Origin of the sequence: Termitidicoccus mucosus (genome assembly GCF_038725785.1) — a bacterium.
GTDB classification, from domain to species: Bacteria; Verrucomicrobiota; Verrucomicrobiia; order Opitutales; family Opitutaceae; genus Termitidicoccus; species Termitidicoccus mucosus.
The window spans coordinates 5574982-5601821 of record NZ_CP109796.1 but is presented as its reverse complement, the minus strand read 5'-3'; the positions used below and the strand labels follow the sequence as shown (position 1 = coordinate 5601821).

The following is a 26840-nucleotide window of genomic DNA, read 5'->3' as shown; positions in this document are numbered from 1 at the left end:
TGCTTCCATGACGACGAGCACCTGTCTGCCAGAGTATTGTTCTGCAGCTTGTTAAGGAAATCCTGGAAGATTTCGGGACATGTGTCGAGTTAACCGTTTTTGCGCTTGGGTTTGGCCGAGTACGATTGCGCCGATGGCGTCGTTACGAGTGGGCATGCCGTGTGTCTTGCCGGTGACATTCAGTACATTGGGAGTCGCCGGGCAAAAACGCACATCTGCATTTGGTTTCCGTAGCAAGGCCCAAAGCCAACATGCTTGCAAAATGGGATGCAGCAGTTTAAATGTCCCGCCATGTCAACGCACGAGATTACAACCCATGCGCTCAAACTGCCCCCCCAGGGCGAGGGCGCGACTGGCTGCCCAGCTCTTGGAAAGCATTGATGCGCGCCGTCAGGTCAAAATAGATGCAGTCTGGGCGCATGAGGTGGAAGCGCGCATTGACGCGCATGATGCGGGACAGGGAAAAACTGTCGCAGCGGCGGAGGTGCTGGCATACAGAGGCAAACGATGAGTGCGAGCGTGCGGTTTCTGGCTGTCGCAGCGGCGGAATACCGTGACGCGATTGATTATTATAACGCAGAGGTTGTCGGCCTGGGAGATGATTTTCGGGAAGAAGTCACCGAGGCGTTACAGCGAATCGTCAATTTCCCTGATGCATAGCAGAAACTTTCACCACGCACACGGCGGTGCCGGGTGAATCGGTTTCCATATGGATTGGTTTACCAAAAAAGGCCGGATGGCATCTTGATTGTTGCCGTGATGCACATGAAGCGTGAGCCAAATTATTGGGTGGGGCGTGGCTGAGCGGCCGCACGGTGAAGTTGACGAGTTGCGAAAGGAATACGGGTTTGTATCAGTGGGATATTAGCGTTTGTTTTTCCAGCGCCACCCCAGACGGATGGCGGCAAACATGGTGAATAATACAAAATACCAGAGGGAAACCGATCCACCGCCGCCGCCGGAGTTGTTGCCGGTGTCAGGCGACGGCGAAGTGCCGCTGTTGGTGCCGGTGGTGGTGGCTGTAGTAAGCACCAGTGTGGTGACCTGGCCGGTGGCGAGGACGATTTTGCGGATGGCGGCATTGCCGGTGTCGGCCACGTAGAGGTTGCCATTGCCATCATAGACAACGCTGGCGGGTTGGTTGAAGAGGGCATCTTGTTCGATGCCATCCCGCAGCCCGGCGGTTCCGGGTTTGCCGGCGATGGTGAGCACCTCGTCGAGATCGCCGATCATGCGGATGGTGTGGTTGCCGGTATCGGCAAAATAGAGATTATTGTCGCTGTCAGCCGCCATGCCTTGGGGTTGGTTAAGGAGTGCTTGCTGGATGGGACCGTCGGCGATACCGGTCATTCCCGCCTGCCCGGCATAAATGAGTATCGTGCCACTTTGCGCGACTGTGCGGAGGACATGATTGCCGGTGTCGGCAATGAAGAGATACCCGGCGTTGTCCACCAAGGTGTGCGTGGGCGCGGTGAACCGGGCCGCCGCACCGATACCCTCGGTGGAGCCTGATTGTCCGGCGGTTCCCGCGTAGCGAGTCACCACGCCATCGGGAGTCACGCGATGAATGGTGTTCGCGGCGGAATCGGCGACGTAGGCGTTGCCAGCGGCATCGAGCGCAATGCCCTTGGGCGCGCTGAAGCCGGTGGCAAGGGTGGTGACCGCACCATTTGTATTTATTTTTCGGATACTCCCGTTCCCGGCATCGGCAACAAAAATATCGCCCGTCTGGTTCAGGACGAGGGCGCGCGGCTGGTTGAAGCGGGCGGACGTGCCGGTGGAGTCTGTCGAGCCGGGCAGGCCGCTGGCGCCGGCAAAGGGCGAGCAGGCAAGCTGGGCGGTGATTTTCTGGATGGTGTGGCTTGCGGCATCGGCTACGTAGAGGTTGCGCGAGGCATCGAGAACGAGCGCGACGGGTTCCGTGAAATGCGCAGGGGCGACGATGAGCGTGCCGGCGGCGCTGGTTTGCGTGCCGTGGACGTTTTCAACGATGCAGCGGTAACGGTTGCCCGACATCGACGCGGTGGCGTTTTTCACGAGCAAGGAACTGGTGTGCGTGCCATCGTGATGCGTGTCGTTTGTGAGATTGACCCAGTTCGCGCCACCATCGGTGGAAACCTGCCAGCGATAGGTAGGTGCGGGGTTGCCGGTCGAGGTGACGGTGAACGTGGCGGCATGCCCCGTGGTGACGGCCTGCTGGCTGACTGGCGGCGCGGGCGGGGCCGGTGGAGCCTCGACCGTGAGCGTGGTGGCATTGCTGGTCACTGCGCCGTACGTATTCGCGGCTTCGTAACGGTATCTGCTGCCGTGCTTCTCCGGCGTCGCGTCTGTGATGACGAGGGTGGCGGTGTTCGCACCGGCATGGTGGGCATCCTCGACAAGGTAACTCCAGTTCACGCCACCGTCGGTAGAAATCTGCCAGTGGTATGCGGGGGTGGGATTGCCCTCCGCCGCAGCGGTGAGGCTGGTGCTGCCACCGACCACGACAGTCGTCGATGCATCAAGCGTGCCCAAGCCGCCGGAAACCACGCCGGCCTCCGCTGAATCGCCGCTTTGATTTTCGGCATTCAACGCGGAGACAACGTAGTAATAGGACTGCAAGCCGGTGAGGCTATCGTCGGCATGACTCGTCGTGGTGATTCCGCTGGCCACAATGGCGTAAGGGCCGCCCGCATTGGTCGCGCGTTTCACCACGTAGCTGGTCGCGCCGGCTGCGGCGTTCCACGCTAACTGGACTAGTCCGTTGTCGGCGACGGCGGCTCCGAGCCCCGCAGGCACCGATGGGCCCGGAAGCAAATACTCGATAATGGGCCGGTAACTGATGGTGGAATTCTCTCGCGTGGCGAAGCTCACCCACCGGCCTCCCGGCGCGGGCGCGCTGATGCGCAGGGAAAGGCTGCCATCTCCCGCAGCCTCGATACGAAACCGATTGGTGACATCAAAGACAATGGGGTCTCCCGCGATGCATGTGGTGCTCGTGGCAAGGATCTCACCCGATCCGCTCACCTGGTTATTCCAGTTCAAGCCGGTTTCCAACCACGAGTCATCGCTCACGAACTCGTAATTGATGACCGGATTCAGATTGTCCGCAGCTACGGGAACCAAACGCAATTGCGCGTTCAGGGCACTTGCCAGCCCGCTGACATCGAAGCGCAGGAAACTCTCGCGGGTGAGGCCCGAATTGAGAGTGGAATCGTATTTCACCTCCATGGACGGCAATGTCCCGTAATTGGAGCCCGCCGAGCCTCCATTCTTCACATAGGTGTCCGCCACGGGTGAGAGGACTCGCTGGATCAGGAGGCTCATCTCGGTGGAATCGGGGCCTTCGCCGTTTGCGTTCACTGCGGAAATCACATAGTAATAAGTCACGCCGTTGCTGACGTCCGTGTCTGTATGGCTGGTGCCGGTAATGCCTGCGGCGACGGTGATATAGGGTCCCCCGCTGTTGAGCGAGCGCTTCACGTTGTAGCCGGTGGCGCCCGCAACGGCCGCCCAGCTCACGAGCACCCGGCCATTGGCCACCACGGCGGCGGTGTGGTCATCGGGAGCGAAGGGAGGAGTGTCGGCCGATCCGAATTGCCAGGAGGCCAGCTTAAAAAGGCTGGAGCTGCTGTTGCCAGTGAACCTTAGGTAAAGATCGTGGACGCCGGTCGCGGTGGAACTGTTCACCTCGGAGGGAAAGGTTTTCCATGTGTGATCCGAGCCCGTGGAGGCCACCACGCAGGTGCCAATCAGTGTGCCGGACGGGCTATCGAGACGCAGTTCAATGTTTCCGCCCTCGGTTCCGGACGCCCTGGCGATGAATCCGGTCGCACCCGAACCGAAGTCCACGTTGCTGAACTTGATCCAGTCGCCATTCGAGATCGATTTCACGTTCAGACCGATCTCGTCATACCGCTCTGCATCGACACCACTTTGGCCGGAAAATCCTACGGCGTAAACGCGCATATACGGAGACACCTTGTAACTCGGAGGCGCCGACGGAGCGGTCACCGTCACTGTCGCGGGCACAGTGGGCCTTCCGGTCGCCGAGCCCGAACATTGAATCATCACGTCCACCGGCCCGTTGTGATTGATCGTCAGCGTGTAAACTCCGCCACTCCAAGTGTCGCTTGCCGTGCTGGGTTTATGGCTCCCTCGCTCCGTCAGGGTGAAAGAGGGTTGGCTCGTGGCACCGTTGACCTTGATCACGCTGGTTCGCAGTTGGGAATCGACCGGATGCAAAAGGTAATTGGATTCCTGCGATGTCGGGACTCCGTCCGGATAGTCCGCCCACATCTGGCTTTTGTCCGAGCGGTAGTTGTTCAGGTAAATACTGATGCTGCCGGCGTTCTCCGTCACCACGCCCAGCGTGTGAGCGGTATAGGTGAGGTCGAGGCTGGCACAGGTGTTGTATTTGAGCATCAGCACACCGTTGGCGTCCTGATCGGTGTTGATATAGGGGTTGTAGGTCAGCCATTTGTTGGCGAACCTTCCCGCGAACAAATCCCCGGTCGAATCGACCGGGAACAGGCTGTTGAACTCATTCACCTTGGCCTGCTGGGTGGGCCATCTCGAGGAGAGGGTCGAAGAGACCACAACATTGGCGGATGAAAACATCGACGTCTCATAGGCGGCATTCGAGAACAGCACGGGAATCGCGGGATAGCGGCCGGTTTTCTTGAACCATGTCCTGTTGATCTCCCTCTGGCCATCCATTTCATACAAGCCCGTGTAGAAATCGGCAGGCGGATTCACGCCGACCATGGGCACATAGGCGATCTTGGCTCGCGTCGCCACCTCGTTGGCCAAGGGAATCCGGATCGTCCCGTCGAGCACTTTCCGGAAGATGTCGGAGATCATGTTCTTGAAGGTCGGAGTCTGCTCGCCGTTGTAGTAAATGGACGAATATTCCGGCACTTCCGGCCCGTCGATCACGGCCGCGCCATGCAAAAGCATCTCCTCTACGATGGGGACGCCTTGCACCACCTCCGGGCAAGCCAACAACGTGTTATACCCATAGCCTTCCATTCGGCCAGTGGGATTTTCCACGCCGAAAACCTGCCCTCTTCCGCTCCAGCCCCAGGCAAATTGATCGAACCGCACTGCATAATTGCCCGCATGGCCCGACAAGAAAACCCCTAGCGCCCCGCTTTGGTTGTCGTAATAACCGTAGGAGTGGGTGAACTTGTTTCCGAAGATGAAGTTCGCCTTGTAGGTTTTCGTGCGATTTGCGAAGTCCTGGCTGGCCTTGAACTTTGAGATTGAATTCCAAGCCGTGTTACTGAGCGAAAAGCAATCGTTGATATACAAGTATCCGCCATATGTGTCGGCCAAGCTCAGCAGCTGGCAGTAGAAACCCAAGCGTTGCGCAAAGGATGTGTTATCAAACCCCCATGTTTGCTCGCAAAAATTGTAGCCGACCATATTCGGATACTTTTGATACAGCTTCTCGTAATTCGTGAGGTCGGTGTCCGACATGCTGTTGTCCACGCCCGAACTCGGCTGCACCATCGCCCAGATCCCGTTCTGCGCGCAGGTGTTCAGCCAAGCGTCGGCCACTTCATAGCCATCGCCATTCGCGGCCCGCATCGCAAGGTTGAGTACGACATAGGGTCGGATATCGGCCGGAATCGCATCAATGATGCGCTGTGCGTCATAGGGATATAACGCATGAATCAAATACATCGGCGTTGTCGGAGACACAGGGCGGCGCAGAGGCACTGCGCTCAGTGTCCAATTAACAAGGACGAAAAATATCAGGATAACAGGGGCTATCGCGGCAGGGGGTTTTCTCATGACGGGATTGAATGGAAATCGTTCGTGCAAATCGGAAGACCCGGCGTATTTACAAGAGTGGCAGAGGGTATTTTGTGCGGTCAAGGGCCAAGGCTTGCGAACAAGCGAAAACACGACGAGATACCGGACCGCGCAATGTTTAATATGTTCTAACTATAGACTTTAAAGGAGAAGGCCCACACTCCTCAAACCGCTCATTATCTGATAACAGTAACATGACGTTGATGCGCACGCGCTTTGGGACAGGCTTGCTTGTTTCCGTCCTATAGTGCAGGTTTGCCCAATACATGGCACTGCTTGCTAAAGGCGTTGATTATTTCGGCGAGGGGGGATTCCCCGTCACCGTGCGTCGTGTCGCGACGCTTGCGGCGGGAGCTCCGGCGCATCCGCATGATGTCACGGAGATCGAGCACTGGCACGATTTTTGCGAGCTGGTCATTGTTGTCGGCGGGCGTGGACGGCATTTGCTGGAGGGCGGAGCGTTTCACGTCTCCACGGGCGACGTGTTTGTTGTCCAGGGCGAGCAGGTCCACTGCTTTCGCGAGCGGGATGGGCTGGTTTTGTTGAATGTGATGTATGACCCCACGCGAATTCCGCTTCCGACGGGATTGCTGCGGAGGCTGCCGGGCTACAGCGCGTTGTTCATGCTGGAGCCGGCGTTTCGCAAGGCGCACCGCTTTTCCAGCCGGCTGCGGTTGAGCCGAAGCGAACTGGCCAGGGCCGAAGCGCTGGTCGAGCGGATGGAGGCTGAGTGCGGAAACGTGACGGAGGGAAAGCAAAACGTACGCGACGGCCACGAGGCGGTGTTGCTGGCGCTGCTGGTCGAATTGATGGTGTTCCTTTCGCGGCATTACGGCGCAAGCGGTTCGACGGAAAGCCGGGCGCTGCTGCGTGTGGGCGAATTGGTGAGTTTGCTGGAGCAGCGGTATCATGAGCCGTGGACGCTCGAACAGCTCGCCGCGCGCGCGGGGCTGTCGCGCACGAATTTGCTGCTGACGTTCCGGCGGGCCACGGGGCAGTCGCCCATCGATTTCATCATCGGCCTGCGGGTCGCGGCGGCGCGGCGGCTGCTGCGCCAGACCACGCTGGATATCACCGACATCGCGCTGGAGTGTGGCTACGCGGACAGCAATTATTTCGCGCGGCAATTCCACCAGGTGCAGGGCCTCACGCCATCGGCGTATCGGAGGCAGGAAAGAAGTTCCAGATAAGAAGAAGTGATAAGAAAGGATGCGGGCGCTTCGCGCCGGTGACTTCATTTTGATACTTGTCACTTGCCACTTATTCTTTCTCTACCCTATCCTATCGTGCTAATGATGACGGAAAGATGTCTTTTTGTGAAAGCAAATCCCCGGCGCGCCCGGCTATAATGGGCGCTCATTCAGGAGAAATGCCGCCCGTGTTTCTCCCGTTTATCAACCTCCCAAAATTCATCCCGACTTATGAGCACGCACCTCACCACCGGCAGCCGCGAGTATTTTCCCGGCATCGGCCCCATCGCCTACGAAGGGCCGCAGAGTGTCAATCCGCTCGCCTTTCGTTATTATGACGAGAAGCGCGTCGTCGCAGGCCGTCCGCTGGGCGGGTTGCTGCGCTTCGCTGTCGCCTACTGGCACAGCTTCTGCGCGAACGGCACCGATCCCTTCGGCGCGCCGACACGGCCCATGCCGTGGCTTGCCGCCTCCGATCCCGTGCAGCGCGCCCGCGACAAGATGGACGCGGCCTTCGAGTTCATCACCAAGCTCGGCGCGCCGTATTATTGTTTCCACGACGCCGACCTGGTTGACGAGGCACCCACGCTCGCCGAGTCCGAAGAACGCCTTCAAGCCATCGTTGACTATGCAAAGGAAAAGCAGGCGGCCTCCGGCGTGAAACTGCTCTGGGGCACGGCCAATCTATTCAGTAATCCGCGCTACATGAACGGCGCGGCGACCAACCCGGAATTTCCGATCCTCGCCCGCGCCGGCGCGCAGCTCAAGTCGGCCATCGACGCCACCATCGCGCTCGGCGGCGAGAACTATGTTTTCTGGGGCGGTCGCGAGGGCTACATGTCGCTCCTGAACACCGACATGAAACGCGAGCGCGAACATTTCGCGCGTTTCCTCACCATCGCCCGCGACTACGCCCGCGCCCAAGGCTTCAAGGGCAAGTTCTTCATTGAGCCAAAGCCCTGCGAACCGACCAAGCATCAATACGACTATGACTCCGCGACCGTGATCGGCTTCCTGCGCGAGTTCGGCCTGCTCGGCGATTTCCAGCTCAACATCGAGGTCAACCACGCCACGCTCGCCGGGCACACCTTCCCGCACGAGTTGCAAGTCGCCGCCGACGCGGGCGTGCTCGGCAGCATCGACGCCAACCGCGGCGATCCGCAGAACGGCTGGGACACCGACCAGTTCCCCATCGACCCGGTCGAGCTCACGGAGGCGATGTCCATCATTCTGCAAGCGGGCGGATTCAAGGACGGAGGCATCAATTTCGATGCGAAGATTCGCCGTAACTCGACCGACATCGAGGATCTTTTTATCGCGCACATCGCCGGCATGGACGCCTTTGCCCGCGCCGCCATCGCCGCCGAAAAGCTCCTCAACGAGTCACCGCTCCCCGCGATGAAAAAACAACGCTACGCCACGTTCGACACCGGCGCCGGACGCGACTACGAACAGGGCAAGCTCTCTCTGGCCGACCTGCACCGCATCGCGCGCGAGCAGGGCGAGGTCGCGCCCCGCAGCGGCAAGCAGGAGCTTTGCGAAAGCATTCTGCTGCGTTATATATAATCCAGCCATAATATACATCCCCTGCCGCCCGGAAACGATTCGCGGGCGGCTTTATTATATAATCACCATGTCCCTCTACATCGGCATCGACTCCGGAACCCAAAGCACAAAAGGCATTGCGCTCGACCTGGACAGCGGCGCGGTGCTCGCGGAGGCGCGCGCGCCGCACGCGCTCATCACCGGCCTGCCCGCCGGCCACATGGAACAGCATCCGCAGGACTGGGCGGCGGCACTCGACCATGTCCTCGAAGGCATGTCCGCCCAACTCACCGCCGATCAGCGCACCCGCGTGCGCGGCATCGGCATATCGGGCCAGCAGCACGGCTTTGTCCCGCTCGACGCGGGTGGCGCGGTGATCCGCCCCGCGAAGCTCTGGTGCGACACGAGCACGGCCCGCGAATGCGATTTGCTCACGAAAAAACTCGGCGGCGCAAAGGCTGTCCTGCGCAAAACCGGCCTGCCCTTTCTGCCGGGCTACACCGCGCCGAAAATTTTCTGGCTGAAACGGCACGAGCCGCGCAACTACCGCCGCCTGCGCCACGTGCTGCTTCCGCACGATTATTTGAATTTTCACCTCACCGGAAACTATTTTATGGAACACGGCGACGCCTCCGGCACCGCGCTCATGGACGTGCGCCGCCGCGCATGGTCGCCCGCCGCCATCGCCGCCATTGACAAAAATCTCGCCGATTTTCTGCCGCCGCTCTCCGCCTCGCACGAGGCAGCCGGTGTGCTGCGCCCCGAACTGGCGCGGCGTTTTGGTTTTTCCAGCGACGTGATCGTCAGCGCGGGCGGCGGCGACAACATGATGGGGGCCATCGGCACCGGCAACGTCGCGCCCGGCGTCGTCACGGCCAGCTTTGGCACAAGCGGCACGATCTATGCCCGCGCGGCGAAGCCGGTCGTTGACCCGGACGGCGAGATCGCCGCCTTCTGCTCGTCCGACGGCGGCTGGCTGCCGCTGCTTTGCACGATGAACGTGACCACTGTCACCGAGCATGTCCGCGCGCTGTTCAACCAGGATCACGCCGCGATGGACCGCGCCGTCGCCGGCACGCGGCCCGGTGCGGACGGACTGCTGCTGCTCCCCTATCTCGCGGGCGAGCGCACACCCAACGTCCCGGATGGCGCCGGTGTTCTCTTCGGGCTCAATGCCGCCAATTTCAGCGCGTCCCACTTTGCCCGCGCCGCGATGGAAGGCGCGACGCTCGGCATGAACTACGGCTTACGCCGCCTCGCTGCGCTCGGCGTGAAAGCGCGCGAAATCCGCGTGACCGGCGGCGGCGCGAAAACCGCTGTCTGGCGGCAAATCATGGCCGATGTTTTCGGCGTGCCCGTCGTCGCGATGAAGGAGGACGAAGGGGCCGCGCTCGGCGGCGCACTCCAAGCCGCCTGGTGCCACGCCATTCGCGAAGGCCGCATCAAAACCAAGCTCTCCGACTTGGCCGCCCGCATCGTCGCCGTGGACGAAACCACGCGCACGCTGCCGGACAAAAAACACGCCGCACGCTACCGCAAGTTACAAACCTTGCAAGACCAACTCGGCGCTGCGATGCGCCCGCTTTTCACCGCTCGCGCCGTCGGATAGTCCGCATCAATCCCGCCGCGAGGGGCACGAGGCGCCTTCGAACCACGTGCCCTCGACGAAGGTCGTCGTGGGGATTTCCGGGATACCGTATTTGTTTTGCTGGAGCTGGCCCGCGACGAGCTCTACGGCGAGTGCGCCGACCGTCTCATGGTTTTGCCGTACGCCCGCGACTTTGCCGGGCTGCCCTTCCAGAAAAATATCAACAAAGGCAACATCGCGCGGCACGGAGAGTTTGAGCTGGGCGAAGAGCGGCTGCACAAACTCGGCCTTGCTGATGATCACCTCCGGACGGTGTTTTTTCAGCCAGTCGCAAAAAGGGATTTTGTTCGGCAACAGATACGGTGGTATGCGGTCGCGCACGGCGTGGAATTGCTGCTCCCATGTATATCCAGCCTGCCAGCGGTGATCGACCGTGATGTCCCAGCCCTCGTCCATCACCATGCCGACGCGCCGGTAGCCGGCCTCGCGCACTTTTTGCATGGCGAGGCGGATAATCTGAAACTGGTTGTTGGTCACGTTGTGCAATTCGGGGTGATGCGGAAAATAATCAATCTTGATGGCGGCGAAACGCGACCAGTCGAATTGCAGCGTGACGTCGATCTCGCGCACGTGCGAGGCGAGGATAATACCGTTGATACCGCGGTTTTGGAGAATGCTGTTAAGACGATCGTGCGTCATGCCCTCCTCGCGCAGCCAGAAATGGGCGAGCTTGTAGCCGAGTTCCTGGGCTTTCGCGAGCGCGCCGGCGTAAAAATCCGGGTGCGCAGTCACTTTTTGCCAGCCGTAGCGCGTATTCCAATTGGTCACGTAGGCCAGCGTGGGCGGATTTTTGTGCGACATGATATTGCGCCTATACGCAACGAGTGCCTGCATTAGTGGGTCATGCACATACCCCAATTTTTTCGCAATGGCCTGAAGGCGCTCGCGCGTCTTGGCGGGCAGGCGCGGGTGGTTGCGCAGGGCCATTGAAACGGTGGTGACGTGGACGCCCGCCTTGCGAGCGACATCGGCGAGGGTTATGCGATGATTTGACATGGGGCGGCGATTGATGCGCGTCCATATAGCACCAAGGGCCGGCCCGATTTTCAAGTCTCATAATAGAATCACGCCTCCAAAAAAGAAAATTTCATGATCGATTCTAATGTTAGTATTCGACAGGAATTGCCTTGGTTGAAACAAGCGTCTTGGCTGCCCAAGCAGGCTGCGTTGTGCCAGTATTCGCCTTCGCGGCTCCGAAATCTCGCCCTCCCATAACAACCCCTATTTTGAATCCCATGGATTCCCAAACCCCGAAACTATCCTTCGTTGAGAAAGCCGGCTATAGCGCAGGCGATGCGGCGGCAAATTTCGTCTTTATGACGATGGTGCTGTTTCAGCTTAATTTTTATACCGATATTTTCGGCCTGAGCGCCGGCGCGGCCGCCGCCATCCTCCTGTGGCCGCGTTTGTGGGACGCCATTTTCGATCCGATCATGGGCATCCTCGCCGACCGCACGAAGACGCGATGGGGCAAGTTCCGCCCGTGGATATTGTGGACGTCGATCCCGTGGGCCGTGTGCATGGTGCTCGCCTACACCACGCCCGACGGCTGGAGCACCGCCGCCATGATTGCTTACGCCGGCATCACCAACACAATTTTGATGACGCTCTACTCGATGAACAACATGCCTTACTCGGCGTTGGGTGGCGTCATGACGGCGGACTTGCACGAGCGCACAAAGCTCAATTCCTACCGTTTCGTCTCCGTCAACATCGCGCAGTTCATCGTCGGCGGCCTCACACTGCCGCTTGTCGCCAAGTTCGCCGCGGCCTCGGGCGGCGACCGCCAGCATGGCTGGCAAATGGTCATGTTGCTCTGGGCGGTATTGTGCCTCGTGTTGTTTTTCATAACCTTCCTCACCACACGCGAACGCATCGCGCCGGTGAGCGAGGTGAAGTCGTCGCCAAAACAGGATTTTCTGGATTTGCTCAAAAACCGCCCGTGGATCGCGCTGGTTATATATACCGTTTTTAATTTCGCGATGCTCACTTATCGCGGCGGCGCGCATTATAATTATTATCACCACTACGCCGACAAGGCCGCGATATTCGACTTCGTGGCGATGTTCGGGCTGACCACGCCGGAACTCGCGTCGCAGGGCGGGCTGCTTGAATTTCTCGGCTACGTCGTGCACGGCACGCGCGAGACCGCCGCGAGCTCCAACGCCGCCGATGTGTTCAACAGCATCATCAACATGGCGGGCACGGCCACGACGATCATCGTAATCATCCTCTCGACCGGCCTCTCGAAACGATTCGGCAAGAAAGCCGTGATCGCGACCGGTTTCGGCCTGTCTGCGCTGAATGCCTTCGCCCTCTACCTGCTGCCGCCGACCGCGACATTCGGCATGTTGGCACTCGCGATTACGGGCTCCATTTTTTATGCGCCGACCATCGCGGTGGCTTGGGCGATGTATGCCGACGCCGCCGATTATTCCGAATGGCAAACCGGGCGGCGCTTCACCGGCATGGTGTTTGCGACCATCGGCTTTTCGCTGAAAACGGGCCTCGCGCTCGGCTCCGCGTGTTTCCTCTGGATAATGGAGGGTCTGTGGAATTACGACACGCACGCATCGAGCGCGCCGAATGCGATCAGCGGTTACCATGTGTCGAGCAGTGTCATGGTCGGGTTGCTATATATTGGCGGCATGCTCGCCATCGCCGCGTGCAGTTTGAACAAAACCACCACGCTCAAAATGTCCGCCGAACTCGCCGAGCGCCGAGCAAAGGCGAATATTGCGGTATAAGTCACGCTATAGCGGGCAGTTAAACCAGTCAGCCGATTCGAGGGTGTTTTCAATGCTGCTCTCGTAAACGCCATTCCGCTCTTTTCTCAATCTTTGCCAGTCAAACTCTGGCACAAAGGCATGCTGCACCGCGTGGCTTTTCCTCACTGGGTCGGCGGCCACGAAATTAAACGATCGGGCATATATATTGTCGTAGGACTTGTCGGCGCCGTGAAATACGATGCCGGCAAGACTTCCTTGCAGCACGTCGCGCCCGCGCGCCCGCACTTCGATTGTGCCATCGGCGAATTCGTCGACGGGAAGCCAAACGACTTCATCTTCCTTGCTCCCGGGAAATGTGAACAAATCGATGCCTGATCTCCGTCTTCACCGCGAATTCTCAATTGATGGGCAATAGACGGCCTGTGTCATGCAAGTCTGCCAAATCCAGCGTAAGGGACGCCCGTTCATTACCGCGGCCATATGGTCGCAAACAGAAGGAGGAGTGTGCTTCGCCTCGCAACGACATGTTGCTTTCGGGCGGGCGTCGAAACAATGCGGGAATTCACATTCATGATTTATGGCTTCCTTTCGAAGATCGCCACGCGAGCGCACCGCCGATGTGCCGAGCATGGCGATCTTCGTGGCTTCATGTGCGGTTGGTTTTGCGGCGCTTTGGAGCCCCGCCGAAAAACTTTCCCTCGCCGGCCCAGTCACTGGCTTTCACATCTTCGAAAAGCACGTAGATGTATTTTGCATCGGTGCCGGTGTTGCGGACGATGCTGTCAGTGATTTCGGCGGCCACCCTGGCCTTTTGTTTGTGGGTTTTGCCTATGAACCAGGCAACTCTTACGACGGACATAGGGATACTCCTTGGGTTGAGTTGACTAAACAAATCACACGCGGAAAACATCCGCAGGGCCTGCGGGACGACCACGGCCCTTCTCTATCACTCCGGGTAAATCCGGAGGTTGGAAAAATAGCCTTCCGTCCCCACATCGACCCACAGTCCGATTGCGCCCGATGAATCCGGGCCGTGCTTGAGGTCGTTGACGACCAGCACCGGATATTCACCGCCGTTCAGATACAGCTTCGCCTTGTCGTCCCGCACCACGATCTTGATCGCGATCCATTCGTTCAGCGTCATGTCCGCGTAGGACTCGTATTGTCCCGGTGCCTCCTTCCTGAGCCGGTCAAACTTGAAGTTGGGATAAGAAAAATACTGCGTGGAGCGATTGCGCCTCAACTGATCATCCGCCCGGGCGTTGGTGGGACGCACATAGAAACTCTCGAACCGGGAGTTGTCTTCGTTGATGCGAAAGGCGACGCCGATAAAGCCGCGAGCGAAGTCCGGGGCGTCCTTGAGCAGCTTGCTCATGACCTTGACCTCGATCGTGCCGTTCCGGAATTCCCTTCCGGCAAGTTTGACGAAAGTGGGCTCGTCGAAGGCCGTGATCGCCGGGTCCTTCGTGACGACAAGGACGGGCTTCCCGGAGATCTCTCCCGGCTTCATTGCCACATGGATGGCTTTCGTGGTCGCGTTCGATAGGTCGATGGCTTGGTTTTCCGCAAAGGTTGGAATCGAGAATGCGAGGAGAGTGGCGAGGAGGAGTGATACTTTCATGAAATGGATGGGGTTGGTTGTCGGGAGGTCCCGCCGCGCGGAGCGAGGCAGGATCGGGTGATGGGGGGCATTCGGTCTCTTTCGAGGGGGCGGAGCGGTGTCTGCGGATGTGGCCGGCTCAGGCTTCAGGGCGCGGGAGCCGGTAGTTTGGGCGATTCCGGCATGGTCGCGCGGTAGCCCTCGACATCGCTCAGCAGCAAGCGCGCCTGCGTGCCCCAGCCGCCGATCAGCACGTCGGTCTTGCCGTCCCCGTCGAGATTGCCCGTGCTCGTGCTCCAGCTTCGCCCGACCGTGATTCCCGGCACGACGTCCAGCGTCACGTCGGTGAAGTGACCCTTGCCGTCGTTTCGCCACGCGCGGAGCTGAAGCGGGACGAAGCCGGGCACCTGGACGGCGCCAACCAGCAGATCCAGCGCGCCGTCGCCATCGAAGTCCACGACGGTTCCGGCCCAGCTCGAAAAGGTGTGCGCCGGGAGCCGCGTGGCGGTCTCGTCGACGAAGCGTCCCTTTCCGTCGTTGATGAGCAGCCGCGTCTGTGGATCCTTGTCCCATTTTCCGACGTTGCTGGTGATGTTGAAGAAGAAGAGGTCCTTCAGCCCGTCGCCGTTGGCGTCGAACACATGGACCTCTGTCGTTTCCATTGGCACGCGCAGGTCCAGCCGGTCCGACGCGTCGGTGAAGCGTGCCGCGCCGTCGTTGATCAACAGGCGATTGGGCTGGGTCGGGCTGCCGATGACGATGTCGAGATCGCCGTCTCCGTCCATGTCGGCCAAGGCCATGCCTCCAGTTTGGTCGTCCGAGCCGGGCAGGGTGTCGCTGGCGTCGTGGAAATGCCCCGGTCGTGCCGGATCGTTGAGGAACAGGAGGTTGCGGGCCGCGATGACCTCGCCGCCATGCCCCTGCTCGCCGGTGCTGCCGATGAATATGTCCGGGAGGCTGTCCCTGTTCAGGTCCCCCACCGCCAGGGCGTTGCCCTGGCTGGAGCGTGGCAGGCGGTCGCTGACATCGGTGAAGCCGCCGCGTCCGTCACCGAAATAGAGCTGGTGGACCTCGTCCTCTTCCGCCACGAAAACCACGTCGATGTTGCCGTCGCCATTGAAGTCGGCCGCTCTTACATGCTCGTTGTCATGCATGATGTTGCCGAAGGCGCCGGGCACATACCTCATCCTGCCCTTGCCCTCGTTCAGATAAAGGCGGTTGACGCCGTATTCGACCGCGATGACGGCATCGAGATCGCCGTCATTGTCGACATCGACGAGCACCGAATCGAGCGCGTTGAGTTTGGGCGCGAGCGGAACGTGGGTGGCAGTCGCATCGTAGAACACGGACGTGGGAAAGTCCGGCCTCGAGAAGAAAGCGTGATCGGAAGGATGGGGGGGAGGCGCCTCCTGAGCGATCATCGGCGCAGCCACGAATGCGGAAGCCAGCAAGGTCAGGCCAAGCGGTGTGCGGTGCTTCATTTGTTTTCCTCTGTTTTCATGTTTCCACGATCCCCACGGCCGCGCGTCATTGACGACTATTGTCGGACGGTTTGTCATCTCTACCGCGAAACCCGGCGCGCGTCAAACTACTTGTCGCGTGATTCATGCAGCCAACGACGCAGGCTTGGGCCTGCAACGCTTCGAGCGATGGGATGAATGACGTGGTTCAAGAACGTAAGGTGCTCGGTGCGGGGTTCACTCGGTCTCTTTCGAGGGGGCGGAGCGGTGTCGTCGGGCGATCAGGGTGAGTGCCGCTGCGCCGACGACGGCGATGAGGGCGATGACCGATGCCCCGATGTAGGCGTCTTGGATGCCGGAGGCGATGCCGCTTTCTGGACCAGCTCTGGTGGAGCCGATCGTCATGAGCGTGACGAGTGTCGCCGTGCCGGCGGCGCCGGCGAGCTGCTGCACGGTCGAGAAAGTCGCGCTGCCGTGGGAGTAGAGCGCAGCGGGGAGCGGGCTGAGTGCCGAGGTCATCAGCGGCGTGAAGAGGAAGGCCAGGGCGATGTGCATCACGGTGAACATGGCCATCGCCAGCAGCGGGGAACCGCCCTGCGAGAGCGTCAGCGCGAAGACCACTTGCGACAGTGCGAGGAGGACTGCCCCAGGCACGACGAGCGGGCCGGGACCGAGCCGGTCGTACAGACGTCCGACGACGGGTGAGAGCACCGCCAGAATGAGGCCGCCTGGCAGCAGCAGCAAGCCCGTGGCGAGTGGGCTGACGCCCAGTTCATTCTGCAGGTAGAGCGGGAGCACGGTGAGCGTGCCGAACAGGGTCATCGCCACCAGGGCTGTGACGATGATCGCGGCCGTGAACTGAGGTGTGCGGAACGTGCGCAGATCCATCAGTGCGAGGTCGTGGCGGGCGAGGCGTCGTTGCCGCAGGACGAACACCAGCAGGAAGGCGGTGCCGGTGACAAGCGGGACCCATGGGTCGATGGGCGCCTGCCCGTGTGCGGACTCACCGATGCTCGCGAGTCCGAACACGATGCCGCCGAATGCGAGAGCAGAGAGGATGACTGAGAGCACGTCGATGGGGATGTGGCGGGTCTGGGTCACGTTGCGCAGTCGGAAGATGCCTATAAGGAGCGTCGCTGCCGCGATCGGTAGTACCGTCCAGAACAGGAAGGGCCAGTCCAGTACGCTGAGCACCGCACCCGACACTGGGGGGCCGAGCGCGGGCGCGGCCGCAGTCACGATCGAGATCGTGCCCATGATCGTGCCGCGTCGTCGTGCGGGCACCGTGTGCAGCACTGCCGTCATGAGCAGGGGCATCATGACGCCCGCTCCGGACGCCTGCACGATACGTCCGGTCAGGAGCATGGCGAAGCCCGGGGAGAGGGCCGCGATCAGGGTGCCGATGGTGAACAGCGACATGGCGGTGATGAACAGCTGGCGAACGGTGAAGCGCTGCAGCAGAAAGCCCGTGATCGGGATCACGATCGCTATCGTGAGCAGGTAGGCGGTCGTGAGCCACTGGGCTGTCGCAGCGGTGATGCCGAGGTCGACGATGAGGCTCGCCAGAGCCACGTTCATGATGGTCTCGCTGAGCGTGACCACGAACGCTGAGACCACCAGGACACCCAGCACGAGCGGCGTGCCAGGTGCGAGGCGGGTTGCCGGTAATTTGCTTTTTGGGGTAGCCCCCTGAAGAGAATCGAGAGTCGGTGTGTTCAGTGTCGTTCTTTTCACAAATTTCATCTTACCGGAGCATGGCTTCCCGCCCCACCGTGCCAAGATCGGAGATCCGGCGGGGGATGATTTGCCAGCCTTTCAGTATCCGAGAATAAGAACGCGGTCGTCGCCGAGCGGGATTTCCAAGGGTTGCCACAACGGCTCTGGTCAGCCCCGTCAGGATCGGATTCCAAGGATTTCCGCCGACGGTTGAACCAGTCGAGATCTGGTTCGTCGTCGGGAATCCATTCTTTGGCCTTCCTCATCGGATAAACTCAGCCGACGGGTGAGAACGTGAAGCCGACTTCGCCGCCGTGGCCCTTCGCATAGGCCAGTTGGATCCCCAGTTCGGCGAGGGGTTCGAGATAGCGCGCATTCGTGAGCGCGCCGGTGTCGAACGCGCTGAAGCCGGCATCCTTCGCCAGTTGCACGACCTCGGCGTTGGCCGCGGCATGATTGCCGGCGACCAGAACCGATGGAAGCGACTTCGCGCCCGCAACCGCCTTCGCGAGCACTTGGGCGAGAACCGTGTTGAACGCTTTGACGACATGCGCCTGCGGGAAGGCGGCCTGCACGGCCTCGCCCGCTGATGTCGTGTGACCGATGGTCAGGGCCATAGAGTCGGCCGTGAGCGGATTGGTGACATCGATGAGGGTCTTTCCGGCGAGGCTGCCGATCTTGGCGGCAATCGCGGCGACCTCGGAAAACGGCACCGCGAGGATGACGATGTCGGCGGACTTGGCGGCCTGAGCGTAGTCCGTGACGGTGATGTCCGGGAGCTTACTGCGGGTCTGCTCCGGATTGCGCGAACCCAGGGTGACGTTGTGCCTGGAGGCAAAGAGGCGGGCCAGATTGGCGCCGATGTTGCCCGAACCGATGATGGCGATGTTTTTCATGGCCCTCAGTATGCCACATCCGAGCTGGTTTTGAGAAAGACTATGATTCTTGCCTCAGCATAACCTGAAGGCATGCTCGGCGGGTATGGAATTGCGCCATCTCCGTTATTTTGTGGCCGTCGCGAAGGAAGAGAATGTGTCGCGCGCGGCCCTGAAGCTTCACGTCTCGCAGCCAGCGCTGAGCCGGCAGATTCGGGATCTGGAGGACGAGATCGGCTTTCTCCTTCTGGAGCGGAGCGCGAAATCGGTGCGTCTGACCGAAGCGGGGCGAACCTTTCTCGTCGAGTCGCAGGCGGTGTTGCGGCGGGCCGACGAGGCCGTCAAAGCAGCTCGGGCCGTCGCCTCCGGACAGCGCGAGGAGCTGAACGTGGGTTACGCTCCGATGCCTACGGTGAGGTTCCTGCCGCCAGCCCTGCGCGCGTTCCGGAAGCAATTCGCGGGCGTCCGGGTAAAGCTGTATGACCTCTCGCCGGAGGAAATGCTGACCGGCCTGCACGAAGGCAGACTGCAACTCGCCTTTCTCGTTCGTCCGACCCGCGCCATGCTGCGCGGTTTGCATTTCGAGGAGTTTGGCCTGGATCACATGCGACTCGCGGTCGGCAAAAGTCATCCATTGGCCAAGCTCCGCTCGGTTTCAGCGAAGCAGCTCAAAAACCAATTACTGGTGGCGTATAGCCGGAAAGAGTATCCTGAGTATCACGCCTACCTCGAAGTCTTGTTCGGAGGGGACAAGGCCCGTCCGCCCATCGTTGAGGAACACGACGACGGAGTCGGCTTGGTGACGGCGCTGGAGACAGTCTCGAGCGTCGCGATCCTGCCGCAAAGCCTGCAGTTCACGACGGGGGCGCGAATCAAACTCATCCCCATCGTTCTTTCCCCCTCTCCGCTGGTGGTGGGCGTGGCTTGGGTGCCGTCTCGAATCACGCCTGCGGCCGAACGGTTTTTGCAGGTCACGCGGGATTCCGCGAAGGGATCTTAAAAGCGGCGGCGCTTTATTGGCAACCCGCGTTGAGGCATTGCGCTGCGCCTCGATCTCGCGGTGCGCAAGGCGGAGCAGACTTGCCCGTCATTGCGGGGACGCCGGATCACCCCGCACACGTGGCGGCACTCGACTGCGATGCACCTGCGCCAAGCCGGCGTGCCGCTGGAAGTCATTGCCCTGTGGCCTCGACGACTCTCTTTCCCGGAGGCCCAATAATTATCCCAAGCCCATATCGGATAGCAGCACAGTTTTCGCTCCACTGCGGAGACCGCACCGCCGCCTGCTTGGCATAATCAGGCGCTCAGCATCAACTCGGCTCGTTGCTTTCGTTCACTTTGTCCTGTAGTTACTTTTTCTTTTGGCCCAGCTTGTCGAGCAGATACAGCCGATTCATCAGGCTGAGTTCAGCCGCGGCGTCGGGACCCGTAGCAATGCCTTGGCCGAAGACAATGGCTTTCATGGTTTTCAGGTTGTGCATCAGAACGATGGCCATATTTTTCGCATCTCCCATCGGCAAGTCAGGCGCACAAAGCAGCAAGGTTTTGACCAGGCGATTGTGCACGATTTCGGGAAACTTCAGGCGCCGAGTCCATTCGGCATGCGCTTCCAAGACCGAGAACAGGGCCTTGGTTTCCCCCTGAAGATTAACCATTAAATTAAGGATGCGATCGGCAAGCTCCTCAATGGACACGCTCGCCGCCGTTTCATCGATGACATCAAAGGCTTTGTTGATGAGAACGGCGTAACGGTCGAGCAGCGCATTGGCTAAGGTCTCTTTATTAGGGAAGAACCGATAAAGCGAGCCGATGGGCGATTTGGCGCGCGCCGCGATTTCAGCCATCGTTGCGGCATCGTATCCCTTCTCCGCGATTACCCCTGCGGCGGCTTCAAGCAAGGCCCCAACCCGGGCCTTCCCATGGCTACGCTGAGGAATAATTGCGCCCCGTCTTTTTCCATTTGCCTTATTAGAGGACATGCTCGATTTTCTGGTTATGCGAGGACATGCTCAAATAAGAGCCTGTCGCTCAGGAACAGAAACAACACCACCGAGAAAGGATGCAAAGATGAAATATCGCCCGTTAGTAATACTTAGTTAAGTTCAAGACGAATCATTAAAGCATGCCAGGCACCACGGACATCGGCCCGCCATTCTGATCAGGCTGGCTTGGAGCAGGCGGCGCATCATCGGCAAGCTCACCGCGGAAGTTTTTTTTAGCGCGGGCTTGCTCGCTGCGCAGGAAACAGAAGGCGAGCGAGACGAGGGTAACATGATGGTGCCAGCCGAGCCAGCCGCGGCCCTCGAAGTGATCGAGCCCGAGTTCGTCTTTGAGCTCACGGTAGTCCTGCTCGATCCTCCACCGACCTCGGGCGGCGTGGGCCGCCGAACGCAGCGAGGGGGCCGAATCGTTCGCCGGGCGCCAGAGCAGCCAGTAGTCGCAAGGTTGCGCTTGATCCTTCGGCCATTGGATCAACAGCCACTCCCGCACTCTGGCCGGAGGCGCCTTGGTGCTCACTGCGCAGCCACGCACCCCGCAGCGGGCGAGCTGCGCGCCCTTGGTGCCGGCGCGCCACGTTACGGTGCGCCAGGTCGGTGGCGGCAACCCGCCGGCCACCGCGAGCAACGAGCGCACCGCGGGCATGTCCGCCAAGGGAGGATGGCGCCAGGGTCGTCCTTTCTTCCCTGTCCTTGGTGGCAGCGGCACGGACGGCTCCTCCAGCCAAACCACACTGCTGGGTTCCACCGCCACCGCATAACTCAGCTTGCGGGCCCGCAGCGCCGCACGAAACTCAAAGTCATTCCCATAAGCGGAGTCGGCCAAAACGGTGCCGCCGGGCAACGACCAGGCCTGCGCCTGGTCGATCAACTCCAGCGCCAGTGCCTGCTTCGTGCGATGGACCGCCTCCGGGGGAATGCGCGCCTGCCTTCGCCGGGCAGGGTCGGCCGTCCATTCCTGCGGCAAAAACAGCCGCCAGCTCACCGGGTGGCTCACCTCGTTTTGACTCCAGTGCAGGCTCACCGCCACCTGGCAGTTGGCGATCTTCCCCTGCGCCCCGCAGTATTGCCGGGCTACGCCCACCGACTGTTTCCCGGCTTTGGGAAACGAAGTTTCGTCGATCACCCAATACACCGGCCCGGCCCCGTCATCGGCCAGTCGGCGGGCCAAACGCCGCTGGATCTCTGTCACCTCCCACGGACTTTGATTGAGGAACTGGTTCAACGCCTGTTCGTCCGCCCCGGCAATCCGCTCCGCTATCGGTTGCACCGACTTGCGCTGCCCGTCCAACAGCAGGCCCTGGATATACACCTGCGCCCAGTGCCGCCGTTCGCTCCTGCCCATCGGCTCGACCAGATCATGCAAGAACCGCTCGAGCCGCCTGCTCACTCCCGACAGTTGCTTTTCAGTCATCCCCTCGGCCTGCCAAAATCGCCCAAAAAGGCAACCCTTTACTTAACTAAGTATTACTACAACCGCTGGTCGAAAACGCGCTAAAGCACGGCCTCAGTCCGCAACTTGGCCCCGGGCATCTCTGGATAACAGCCAGGCGGGATAATGGGCGCTTGTGGATTTCGATCGAGGACGACGGGGTGGGCCTGCCCCCGGGTTTATCGCGGACGGAAGGTATGAGCAGGCAACCGGTCGCGTCGGGCGTTGGTCTCGATAATGTGCGCCGTCGCCTGGAAACGCGGTAGTGTGCCGAGAGTTCAGCAAAAAGACGGATCATGGTAGGAGGTTTGGTGCTTAAGCCAAAAACCACCAATGAAGGAAAAGACCACGATCCGTCCGACCAAGGACATGACACAAACGACCATTACGCGCGAGCAATTGCTGGCGCTTTTACAGGGCGACGAGGCGTTGCGCGCTTTGTTGCAGACCACGGTGCAGGAAGTGCTCGAGGCCGAGATGGACGAAGCGCTCGGCGCGGGCAAAGGCGAGCGCACGGGCGAACGTCGCGGCTATCGCAGTGGTTACTACGGCCGCAAACTGACGACGCGGGTGGGCACGCTGGAGCTGCGGGTGCCACAGGACCGCGGGGGCCTGTTTCGCACCGAGGTATTCGCGCGCTATCAGCGCAGCGAAAAAGCGCTGCTGCTGGCCTTGGCCGAGATGTATGTGCAGGGCGTGTCCACCCGCAAAGTCCGTGCGGTGACCGAGGAGCTCTGCGGGCACGGCTTCAGCGCCAGCGCGGTCTCGTCGGTGACGGTGCAACTCGATGCCGAGCTGGAGGGCTTCATGCGCCGGCCACTGACCGAGGAATACGCCTACCTGATCCTTGACGCGCGCTACGAACGCGTGCGCGAAGCCGGCGTGATCCGCAGCCGCGCGGTCCTGGTGGCGATCGGAATCGACCGGGAAGGTCGCCGCCAGGTTCTGGCGGTGGAACTGGCCAACCGCGAGAGCACGAGTGCGTGGCGCGACTTCCTGATCGGTTTGAAACAACGCGGCCTGGCGGGCGTGCACCTGGTCGTTACGGACGATCACGAGGGCCTGAGGAAAGCGGTCGCTGAAGTCCTCCCCGCCGCCCTGTGGCAGCGTTGCTACGTCCACTTCCTGCGCAACGCGCTCGACCACCTCCCGCGCTCGGCCGACCGCGCCTGCTTGCAGGAACTGCGCTGGCTCTACGACCGGCGCGACGCCACGGAAGCGCGCACCGATCTGTGCGCCTGGCTCGCCCGCTGGCAGGACAAACATCCGAAACTGTGCCTGTGGGTCGAAGCCAACATTGAGGAAACGTTCACCTATTACCGGCTGCCGCCGGCCCACCACAAGCACCTCAAATCGACCAACCTGCTCGAACGGCTCAACCAGGAGTTCAAACGCCGCACCCACATCGTGCGCATCTTCACCGACGAACCCTGCTGCCTGCGCTTGATCCGCGCCCTTGCGGTGGAGACCCACGAGGAATGGATCGATGCCAGCCGCTACCTCAACATGGAGCCCCTGCGCGAACTGCTCAAAAAGAACCTGCCCGAACCAAAGGCCGCCTGACTTAATCCAGAGGGGGGAAGGGGCTGGCGCCCCTTCCCCTCCACCCCATCCCAAAAATACTTTTTAACTCACCAATCCACCAATCCATCCTCCCCTTTTGCTGAACTTGACGGACACAACTGGAAACGCTCTATCAAGAACAAGCTGGATTGGTTCTGGAGCCGCGTCCGCCTGTCGGCACGCGAGCCATGATTTTCCTGCCGTTGCTCACGGAGGGTGTGAAATGAAAGTCCTCGTTGCCAACGATGAGTCCTCCGCGCGTTCGAGACTGATTCGCTTGCTGAGCAAGGAAGCCGACCTGGAAGTTATCGGTCAGGCCGCCAATGGATTGGAAACAGTCGAGCTGATAGAGACTATGCGGCCGGACCTGGTTTTCCTGGATATCGAGATGCCCGGGCTGAACGGGCTGGATGCCCTCCGCGCGGTGCGGACAGGACATCCGCTGCCGCTGGTGATTTTCGTCACAGGCTATGACGAACACGCCATGCGTGCCCTTAACCCGAGTTCGTCAGTTCGTGTATTGGCCCAAAAAGGTATCAGAGGCAAGGCCTCCGGGGCGAGGTTGCGGTTACGAGGGAGACTCGTTCGCCAAGTCAATGTAGTGCCGAACACCCTCTTGTTGGCCGCCGGGTTTCCTGCGATACTGGCGGCATGTTCCTGCGGCGGAAAAACAAGAAGGCGCGCGGCATCGGTTACAGCTATTGGCACCTGTGCGAGACGGTGCGCACCGCGCGGGGACCGCGCCAGCGGGTCGTCGCCTCGCTCGGCAAGCTGGACGAAGCGGAAGTCGCCGGCCTGCGCGGCGGCTGGGACGATTTGACTGCGCTGCTCCGCGGCGAGGCGCCGTCGTCCGCGGCCAAAACCGCCGGGCTGCCGGGTTTGATGCCTGCGATTCCGGCGGCACCGCCCGTGCAGTGGGAGCGCGCCGATGTCGGTGGCCTGCGCGTCGAGCGCACGCGTGATTTTGGTGAAAGCTACCTTGGGCTCGCGCTCTGGCACCGGCTCAAACTCGACGAGTTGCTCGCGGCACTGCTGCCGGCCGGCCGCGAGTCGGTCGCCTGGTCGCACATGGCGGCGCTGCTCACCGTCGCCCGCTTCTGTGCGCAACGCTCGGAACTCGGCGTTGCGGAGCATTGGTATGAGACCACCGCGCTCGACGATCTGCTCGGCATCGATCCCACGGCGGTCAACGACGCCCGGCTCTACCGCGCGCTCGATCAACTCAGCCAACGCGGGCGCGCTGTGCGCACCTGATGGCGCGTTACCGGCAGTGGTTCGGCGTGCGGTTCGAGTTTCTGCTCTACGACGTGACGAGCACCTACTTCGAAGGCGTGGCGGAGCGCAATGCGCAGGCCCGGCGCGGCTACTCGCGCGACAGCCGCGGCGACTGCAAGCAGGTCTGCATCGGCCTGGTCTGCACGCCGGAGGGACTGCCGCTGTCCTTTGAGACTTTTGCGGGCAACCGCGCCGACGTCACCACGGTCGAGGAGATCGTCGCGGCCATGGAAACCAAATACGGCATGGCCGAACGCATCTGGGTCATGGACCGCGGCATGGTCAGCGAGGCGAACATCGCGTTTTTGCGCGGACGCAAAGCGCGTTACCTCGTGGGCACGCCGAAGAGCTGGCTGCGCCACCACGAAGCGGCGCTGTTGGGAAAGTCCGACTGGCAGGAGGCGCAGGCCGGGCTGGAAGTGCGCTTCGTCGTGCACCCTGACGGACCACCGGGCGAAAAATACGTCCTGTGCCGCAGTGGAGCGCGTGCGCAAAAAGAGCGCGCGATGCTCCAGCGCCAGAGCAAGGGTCTGACCGCGGCACTCGGCCGCATCGCGGCCTGGCTCGGACGCCAGCCGCAAACCGATCAGGAGGCGGTGGGCCGGCGGATCGGCCGGGCGTTGGGCAAGTTTCCCGCCGCCGCGGCGATCGTCCAGGCCACGGTCCAGCGCGATGCGGCCGGCCGCGCCATCGGCCTGGAGATCGCCAGCGCCGTGGACGCGGGCCAAAAAGCGCACCGCCAGAAAGGCGCGTATCTGCTGCGCACCAACTGCGAGGAAACCGACCCGGCCCAATTGTGGCGCTGGTATATCCAGCTCACGCAGGCGGAAGCGGCGTTTCGCACCGCCAAAAGCGACCTGGGCTTGCGGCCGATTTTTCACCACAAGGAGGACCGCGTGCAGGCGCATCTGCTCGTGTGTTTCCTCGCGCTGGCCCTGTGGCGGACACTTGAGCAATGGATGTGCGCCAAGGGTCTGGGCACCTGCGCCCGGCAACTGGTCACGCAAATGGCCGGAGTGAAAAGCGTCGATGTGTTGTTACCGGTCCTGCGCGGCACGATGCGCACCGAACTGCGCCTGCGCGTGGTCGCCACGCCTGAACCGGCGACCGCCCAATTGCTCGCCCACCTTGGCCTGCGTCTGCCGAAAGGCCCGCGCATCGTCGCGAATGTAGTGCCGAAAAACGCCTCGGAATCGCCGCAACACCTTGCACCGCAACAAAACCGTTCCGCAAACTGACGAACTCGGGCTAGCCGCGCGGATGGAGGATCGGATCGAAGCGTTCGCCTGCGCGGAGGCGGAGAACCTCAGGCATCTCGAAGACCAACTCGCCGCGGAGGGGCGGGAGTTGCTGCGGCAAGCCGCTGAGCTTGGGGCGCAAAAGAAAGCGGAGGCGACCCCGCCGCGCTGCCCCTACTGCCAACGTGCGCTCACGCGCCTGTCGGCCGGACACGAACGGACCTTCGTTACTGGTTTTGGCGAAATCACGGTGCGCCGCACGCGGATATCACGGAGGCGCTCCACTTGGTTGCGGCTTTGCCTGTCGTAACGGACGATGAAACCGCCCAGCATGCGGTCAGCGATACAGCCGCACTTGCGCGTCAATATGGTCTAACGATCTACGATGCGGCTTACCTGGAACTTGCCATGCGCCGTGGTGCATCTCTCGCAACCTCGGATAGTGCCCTCGCGAAAGCCGCCAAGGCGGCCGGCGTTGCTATTTTCTCATGACCCAGCCTCAAGGCCTATGTGAGGTGTCCACATTGCGGAAGTGAAGCGTGGTGATGGACGACATCGGTAGCCGTGACGCTGGTCCGTGCGTGCGCCCTTGTCGGCACCCAGCGCCTTGTCCATCTCCGCTTCCTGCGCTTACTGCACCGTGGCCTAAGTAGTTTTATTCCGGACGGCTCAATACTCCACAGCTTGCTGTGGAGATGGATGCCGCCCGCTGTCATCGGGACGAAGCCCCTTTCTGTGATACCCCGGAGCTTGCTCCGGGGAGGGTTCATCAT

At 61.1% G+C, this 26840-nt stretch carries 22 protein-coding genes and 2 pseudogenes; 14 read left to right on the top strand and 10 right to left on the bottom strand.

Going from position 1 to position 26840, the window contains the following annotated elements; translation table 11 throughout:
* Positions 1-79: 79 nt before the first annotated feature.
* Together OH491_RS19540 and OH491_RS19535 are read left to right on the top strand one after the other, a co-directional pair.
* Positions 80-511, top strand: a complete 432-nt coding sequence (locus tag OH491_RS19540; RefSeq protein WP_084442088.1) for an addiction module protein — start codon at positions 80-82, stop codon at positions 509-511.
* A 173-nt stretch (positions 512-684) separates the two neighbouring features.
* Positions 685-804 (top strand): annotated as a pseudogene (locus OH491_RS19535) (type II toxin-antitoxin system RelE/ParE family toxin); the annotation flags it as partial.
* A gap of 60 nt (positions 805-864) precedes the next feature.
* Here the strand turns inward: OH491_RS19535 and OH491_RS19530 are convergent.
* The gene (locus OH491_RS19530) at positions 865-5778 is read right to left on the bottom strand and encodes a glycoside hydrolase family 98 domain-containing protein (protein ID WP_084442089.1); all 4914 of its coding nucleotides are present in this window, start codon (positions 5776-5778) and stop codon (positions 865-867) included.
* Positions 5779-6065: 287 nt separating this feature from the next.
* Between OH491_RS19530 and OH491_RS19525 the strand changes: the two genes are divergently transcribed.
* The 3 genes from OH491_RS19525 (at position 6066) to xylB (ending at position 10143) form a co-directional block, all read left to right on the top strand.
* A complete protein-coding gene (locus tag OH491_RS19525) occupies positions 6066-6989 on the top strand; it encodes a helix-turn-helix domain-containing protein (RefSeq protein ID WP_068769994.1) in 924 nt (307 codons plus the stop codon).
* A 231-nt stretch (positions 6990-7220) separates the two neighbouring features.
* Positions 7221-8555: a xylose isomerase gene (xylA, locus tag OH491_RS19520; RefSeq protein WP_068769995.1), complete on the top strand. Its 1335-nt coding sequence runs from the start codon at positions 7221-7223 to the stop codon at positions 8553-8555.
* Between the two features lie 67 nt (positions 8556-8622).
* The gene (gene xylB, locus OH491_RS19515) at positions 8623-10143 is read left to right on the top strand and encodes a xylulokinase (protein WP_068769996.1); all 1521 of its coding nucleotides are present in this window, start codon (positions 8623-8625) and stop codon (positions 10141-10143) included.
* A gap of 6 nt (positions 10144-10149) precedes the next feature.
* On the opposite strand, the gene OH491_RS19510 is transcribed toward xylB, so the two are convergent.
* On the bottom strand, positions 10150-11178 hold the full coding sequence (locus OH491_RS19510) for a LacI family DNA-binding transcriptional regulator (protein ID WP_084442308.1): 1029 nt from the start codon (positions 11176-11178) through the stop codon (positions 10150-10152).
* Between the two features lie 239 nt (positions 11179-11417).
* Here OH491_RS19510 and OH491_RS19505 point away from each other — a divergent pair, with 239 nt between their 5' ends.
* Complete coding sequence (locus OH491_RS19505; protein WP_068769998.1) at positions 11418-12929, top strand: MFS transporter; 1512 nt, start codon at positions 11418-11420, stop codon at positions 12927-12929.
* 6 nt (positions 12930-12935) lie between these two features.
* Here OH491_RS19505 and OH491_RS19500 read toward each other — a convergent pair whose 3' ends face one another.
* The 6 genes from OH491_RS19500 to OH491_RS19475 all read right to left on the bottom strand — a co-directional run bounded on the left by OH491_RS19500 (position 12936) and on the right by OH491_RS19475 (position 18592).
* Positions 12936-13274 (bottom strand): hypothetical protein, encoded by a 339-nt coding sequence (locus OH491_RS19500; RefSeq protein ID WP_068769999.1) that lies wholly within the window; start codon positions 13272-13274, stop codon positions 12936-12938.
* A gap of 283 nt (positions 13275-13557) precedes the next feature.
* Positions 13558-13770 carry a tautomerase family protein gene (locus OH491_RS19495; protein ID WP_068770000.1) on the bottom strand — a complete coding sequence of 71 codons (213 nt, stop codon included), beginning with the start codon at positions 13768-13770 and terminating at the stop codon, positions 13558-13560.
* Between the two features lie 87 nt (positions 13771-13857).
* Complete coding sequence (locus OH491_RS19490) at positions 13858-14532, bottom strand: hypothetical protein (protein ID WP_068770001.1); 675 nt, start codon at positions 14530-14532, stop codon at positions 13858-13860.
* 125 nt (positions 14533-14657) lie between these two features.
* Positions 14658-15857, bottom strand: a complete 1200-nt coding sequence (locus OH491_RS19485) for a VCBS repeat-containing protein (protein ID WP_334319239.1) — start codon at positions 15855-15857, stop codon at positions 14658-14660.
* 351 nt (positions 15858-16208) lie between these two features.
* A complete protein-coding gene (locus tag OH491_RS19480; RefSeq protein ID WP_084442091.1) occupies positions 16209-17714 on the bottom strand; it encodes a DHA2 family efflux MFS transporter permease subunit in 1506 nt (501 codons plus the stop codon).
* A 248-nt stretch (positions 17715-17962) separates the two neighbouring features.
* Positions 17963-18592, bottom strand: a complete 630-nt coding sequence (locus OH491_RS19475) for an NADPH-dependent F420 reductase (protein ID WP_425429203.1) — start codon at positions 18590-18592, stop codon at positions 17963-17965.
* 40 nt (positions 18593-18632) lie between these two features.
* On the opposite strand from OH491_RS19475, the gene OH491_RS19470 reads away from it, so the two are divergent.
* Positions 18633-19562, top strand: a complete 930-nt coding sequence (locus tag OH491_RS19470; protein ID WP_145928729.1) for a LysR substrate-binding domain-containing protein — start codon at positions 18633-18635, stop codon at positions 19560-19562.
* 349 nt (positions 19563-19911) lie between these two features.
* Here OH491_RS19470 and OH491_RS19465 read toward each other — a convergent pair whose 3' ends face one another.
* Positions 19912-20541, bottom strand: coding sequence for a TetR/AcrR family transcriptional regulator (locus OH491_RS19465; RefSeq protein ID WP_068770004.1), 630 nt, complete (start codon positions 20539-20541; stop codon positions 19912-19914).
* 136 nt (positions 20542-20677) lie between these two features.
* Positions 20678-21973 (bottom strand): IS701 family transposase, encoded by a 1296-nt coding sequence (locus OH491_RS19460; RefSeq protein WP_342750639.1) that lies wholly within the window; start codon positions 21971-21973, stop codon positions 20678-20680.
* 65 nt (positions 21974-22038) lie between these two features.
* Here OH491_RS19460 and OH491_RS28245 point away from each other — a divergent pair, with 65 nt between their 5' ends.
* From OH491_RS28245 to OH491_RS19430, 7 genes and pseudogenes are all read left to right on the top strand, one after another.
* Positions 22039-22257 (top strand): ATP-binding protein, encoded by a 219-nt coding sequence (locus OH491_RS28245; RefSeq protein WP_084442093.1) that lies wholly within the window; start codon positions 22039-22041, stop codon positions 22255-22257.
* A gap of 103 nt (positions 22258-22360) precedes the next feature.
* A complete protein-coding gene (locus OH491_RS19455) occupies positions 22361-23554 on the top strand; it encodes an IS256 family transposase (RefSeq protein WP_068771047.1) in 1194 nt (397 codons plus the stop codon).
* A gap of 223 nt (positions 23555-23777) precedes the next feature.
* Positions 23778-23984: pseudogene (locus OH491_RS19450) on the top strand (LytR/AlgR family response regulator transcription factor); the annotation flags it as partial.
* Positions 23985-24205: 221 nt separating this feature from the next.
* A complete protein-coding gene (locus OH491_RS19445) occupies positions 24206-24808 on the top strand; it encodes a DUF4277 domain-containing protein (protein WP_342751111.1) in 603 nt (200 codons plus the stop codon).
* Positions 24808-26067: an IS1634 family transposase gene (locus OH491_RS19440; RefSeq protein WP_084442309.1), complete on the top strand. Its 1260-nt coding sequence runs from the start codon at positions 24808-24810 to the stop codon at positions 26065-26067. Before OH491_RS19445 ends, OH491_RS19440 begins: the two co-directional genes overlap by 1 nt.
* Positions 26036-26377: a hypothetical protein gene (locus OH491_RS19435; RefSeq protein ID WP_145928730.1), complete on the top strand. Its 342-nt coding sequence runs from the start codon at positions 26036-26038 to the stop codon at positions 26375-26377. The genes OH491_RS19440 and OH491_RS19435 overlap by 32 nt, the downstream gene beginning before the upstream one ends.
* Positions 26353-26559: a type II toxin-antitoxin system VapC family toxin gene (locus OH491_RS19430; protein ID WP_342750638.1), complete on the top strand. Its 207-nt coding sequence runs from the start codon at positions 26353-26355 to the stop codon at positions 26557-26559. Before OH491_RS19435 ends, OH491_RS19430 begins: the two co-directional genes overlap by 25 nt.
* The last annotated feature ends 281 nt before the right edge of the window (positions 26560-26840 follow it).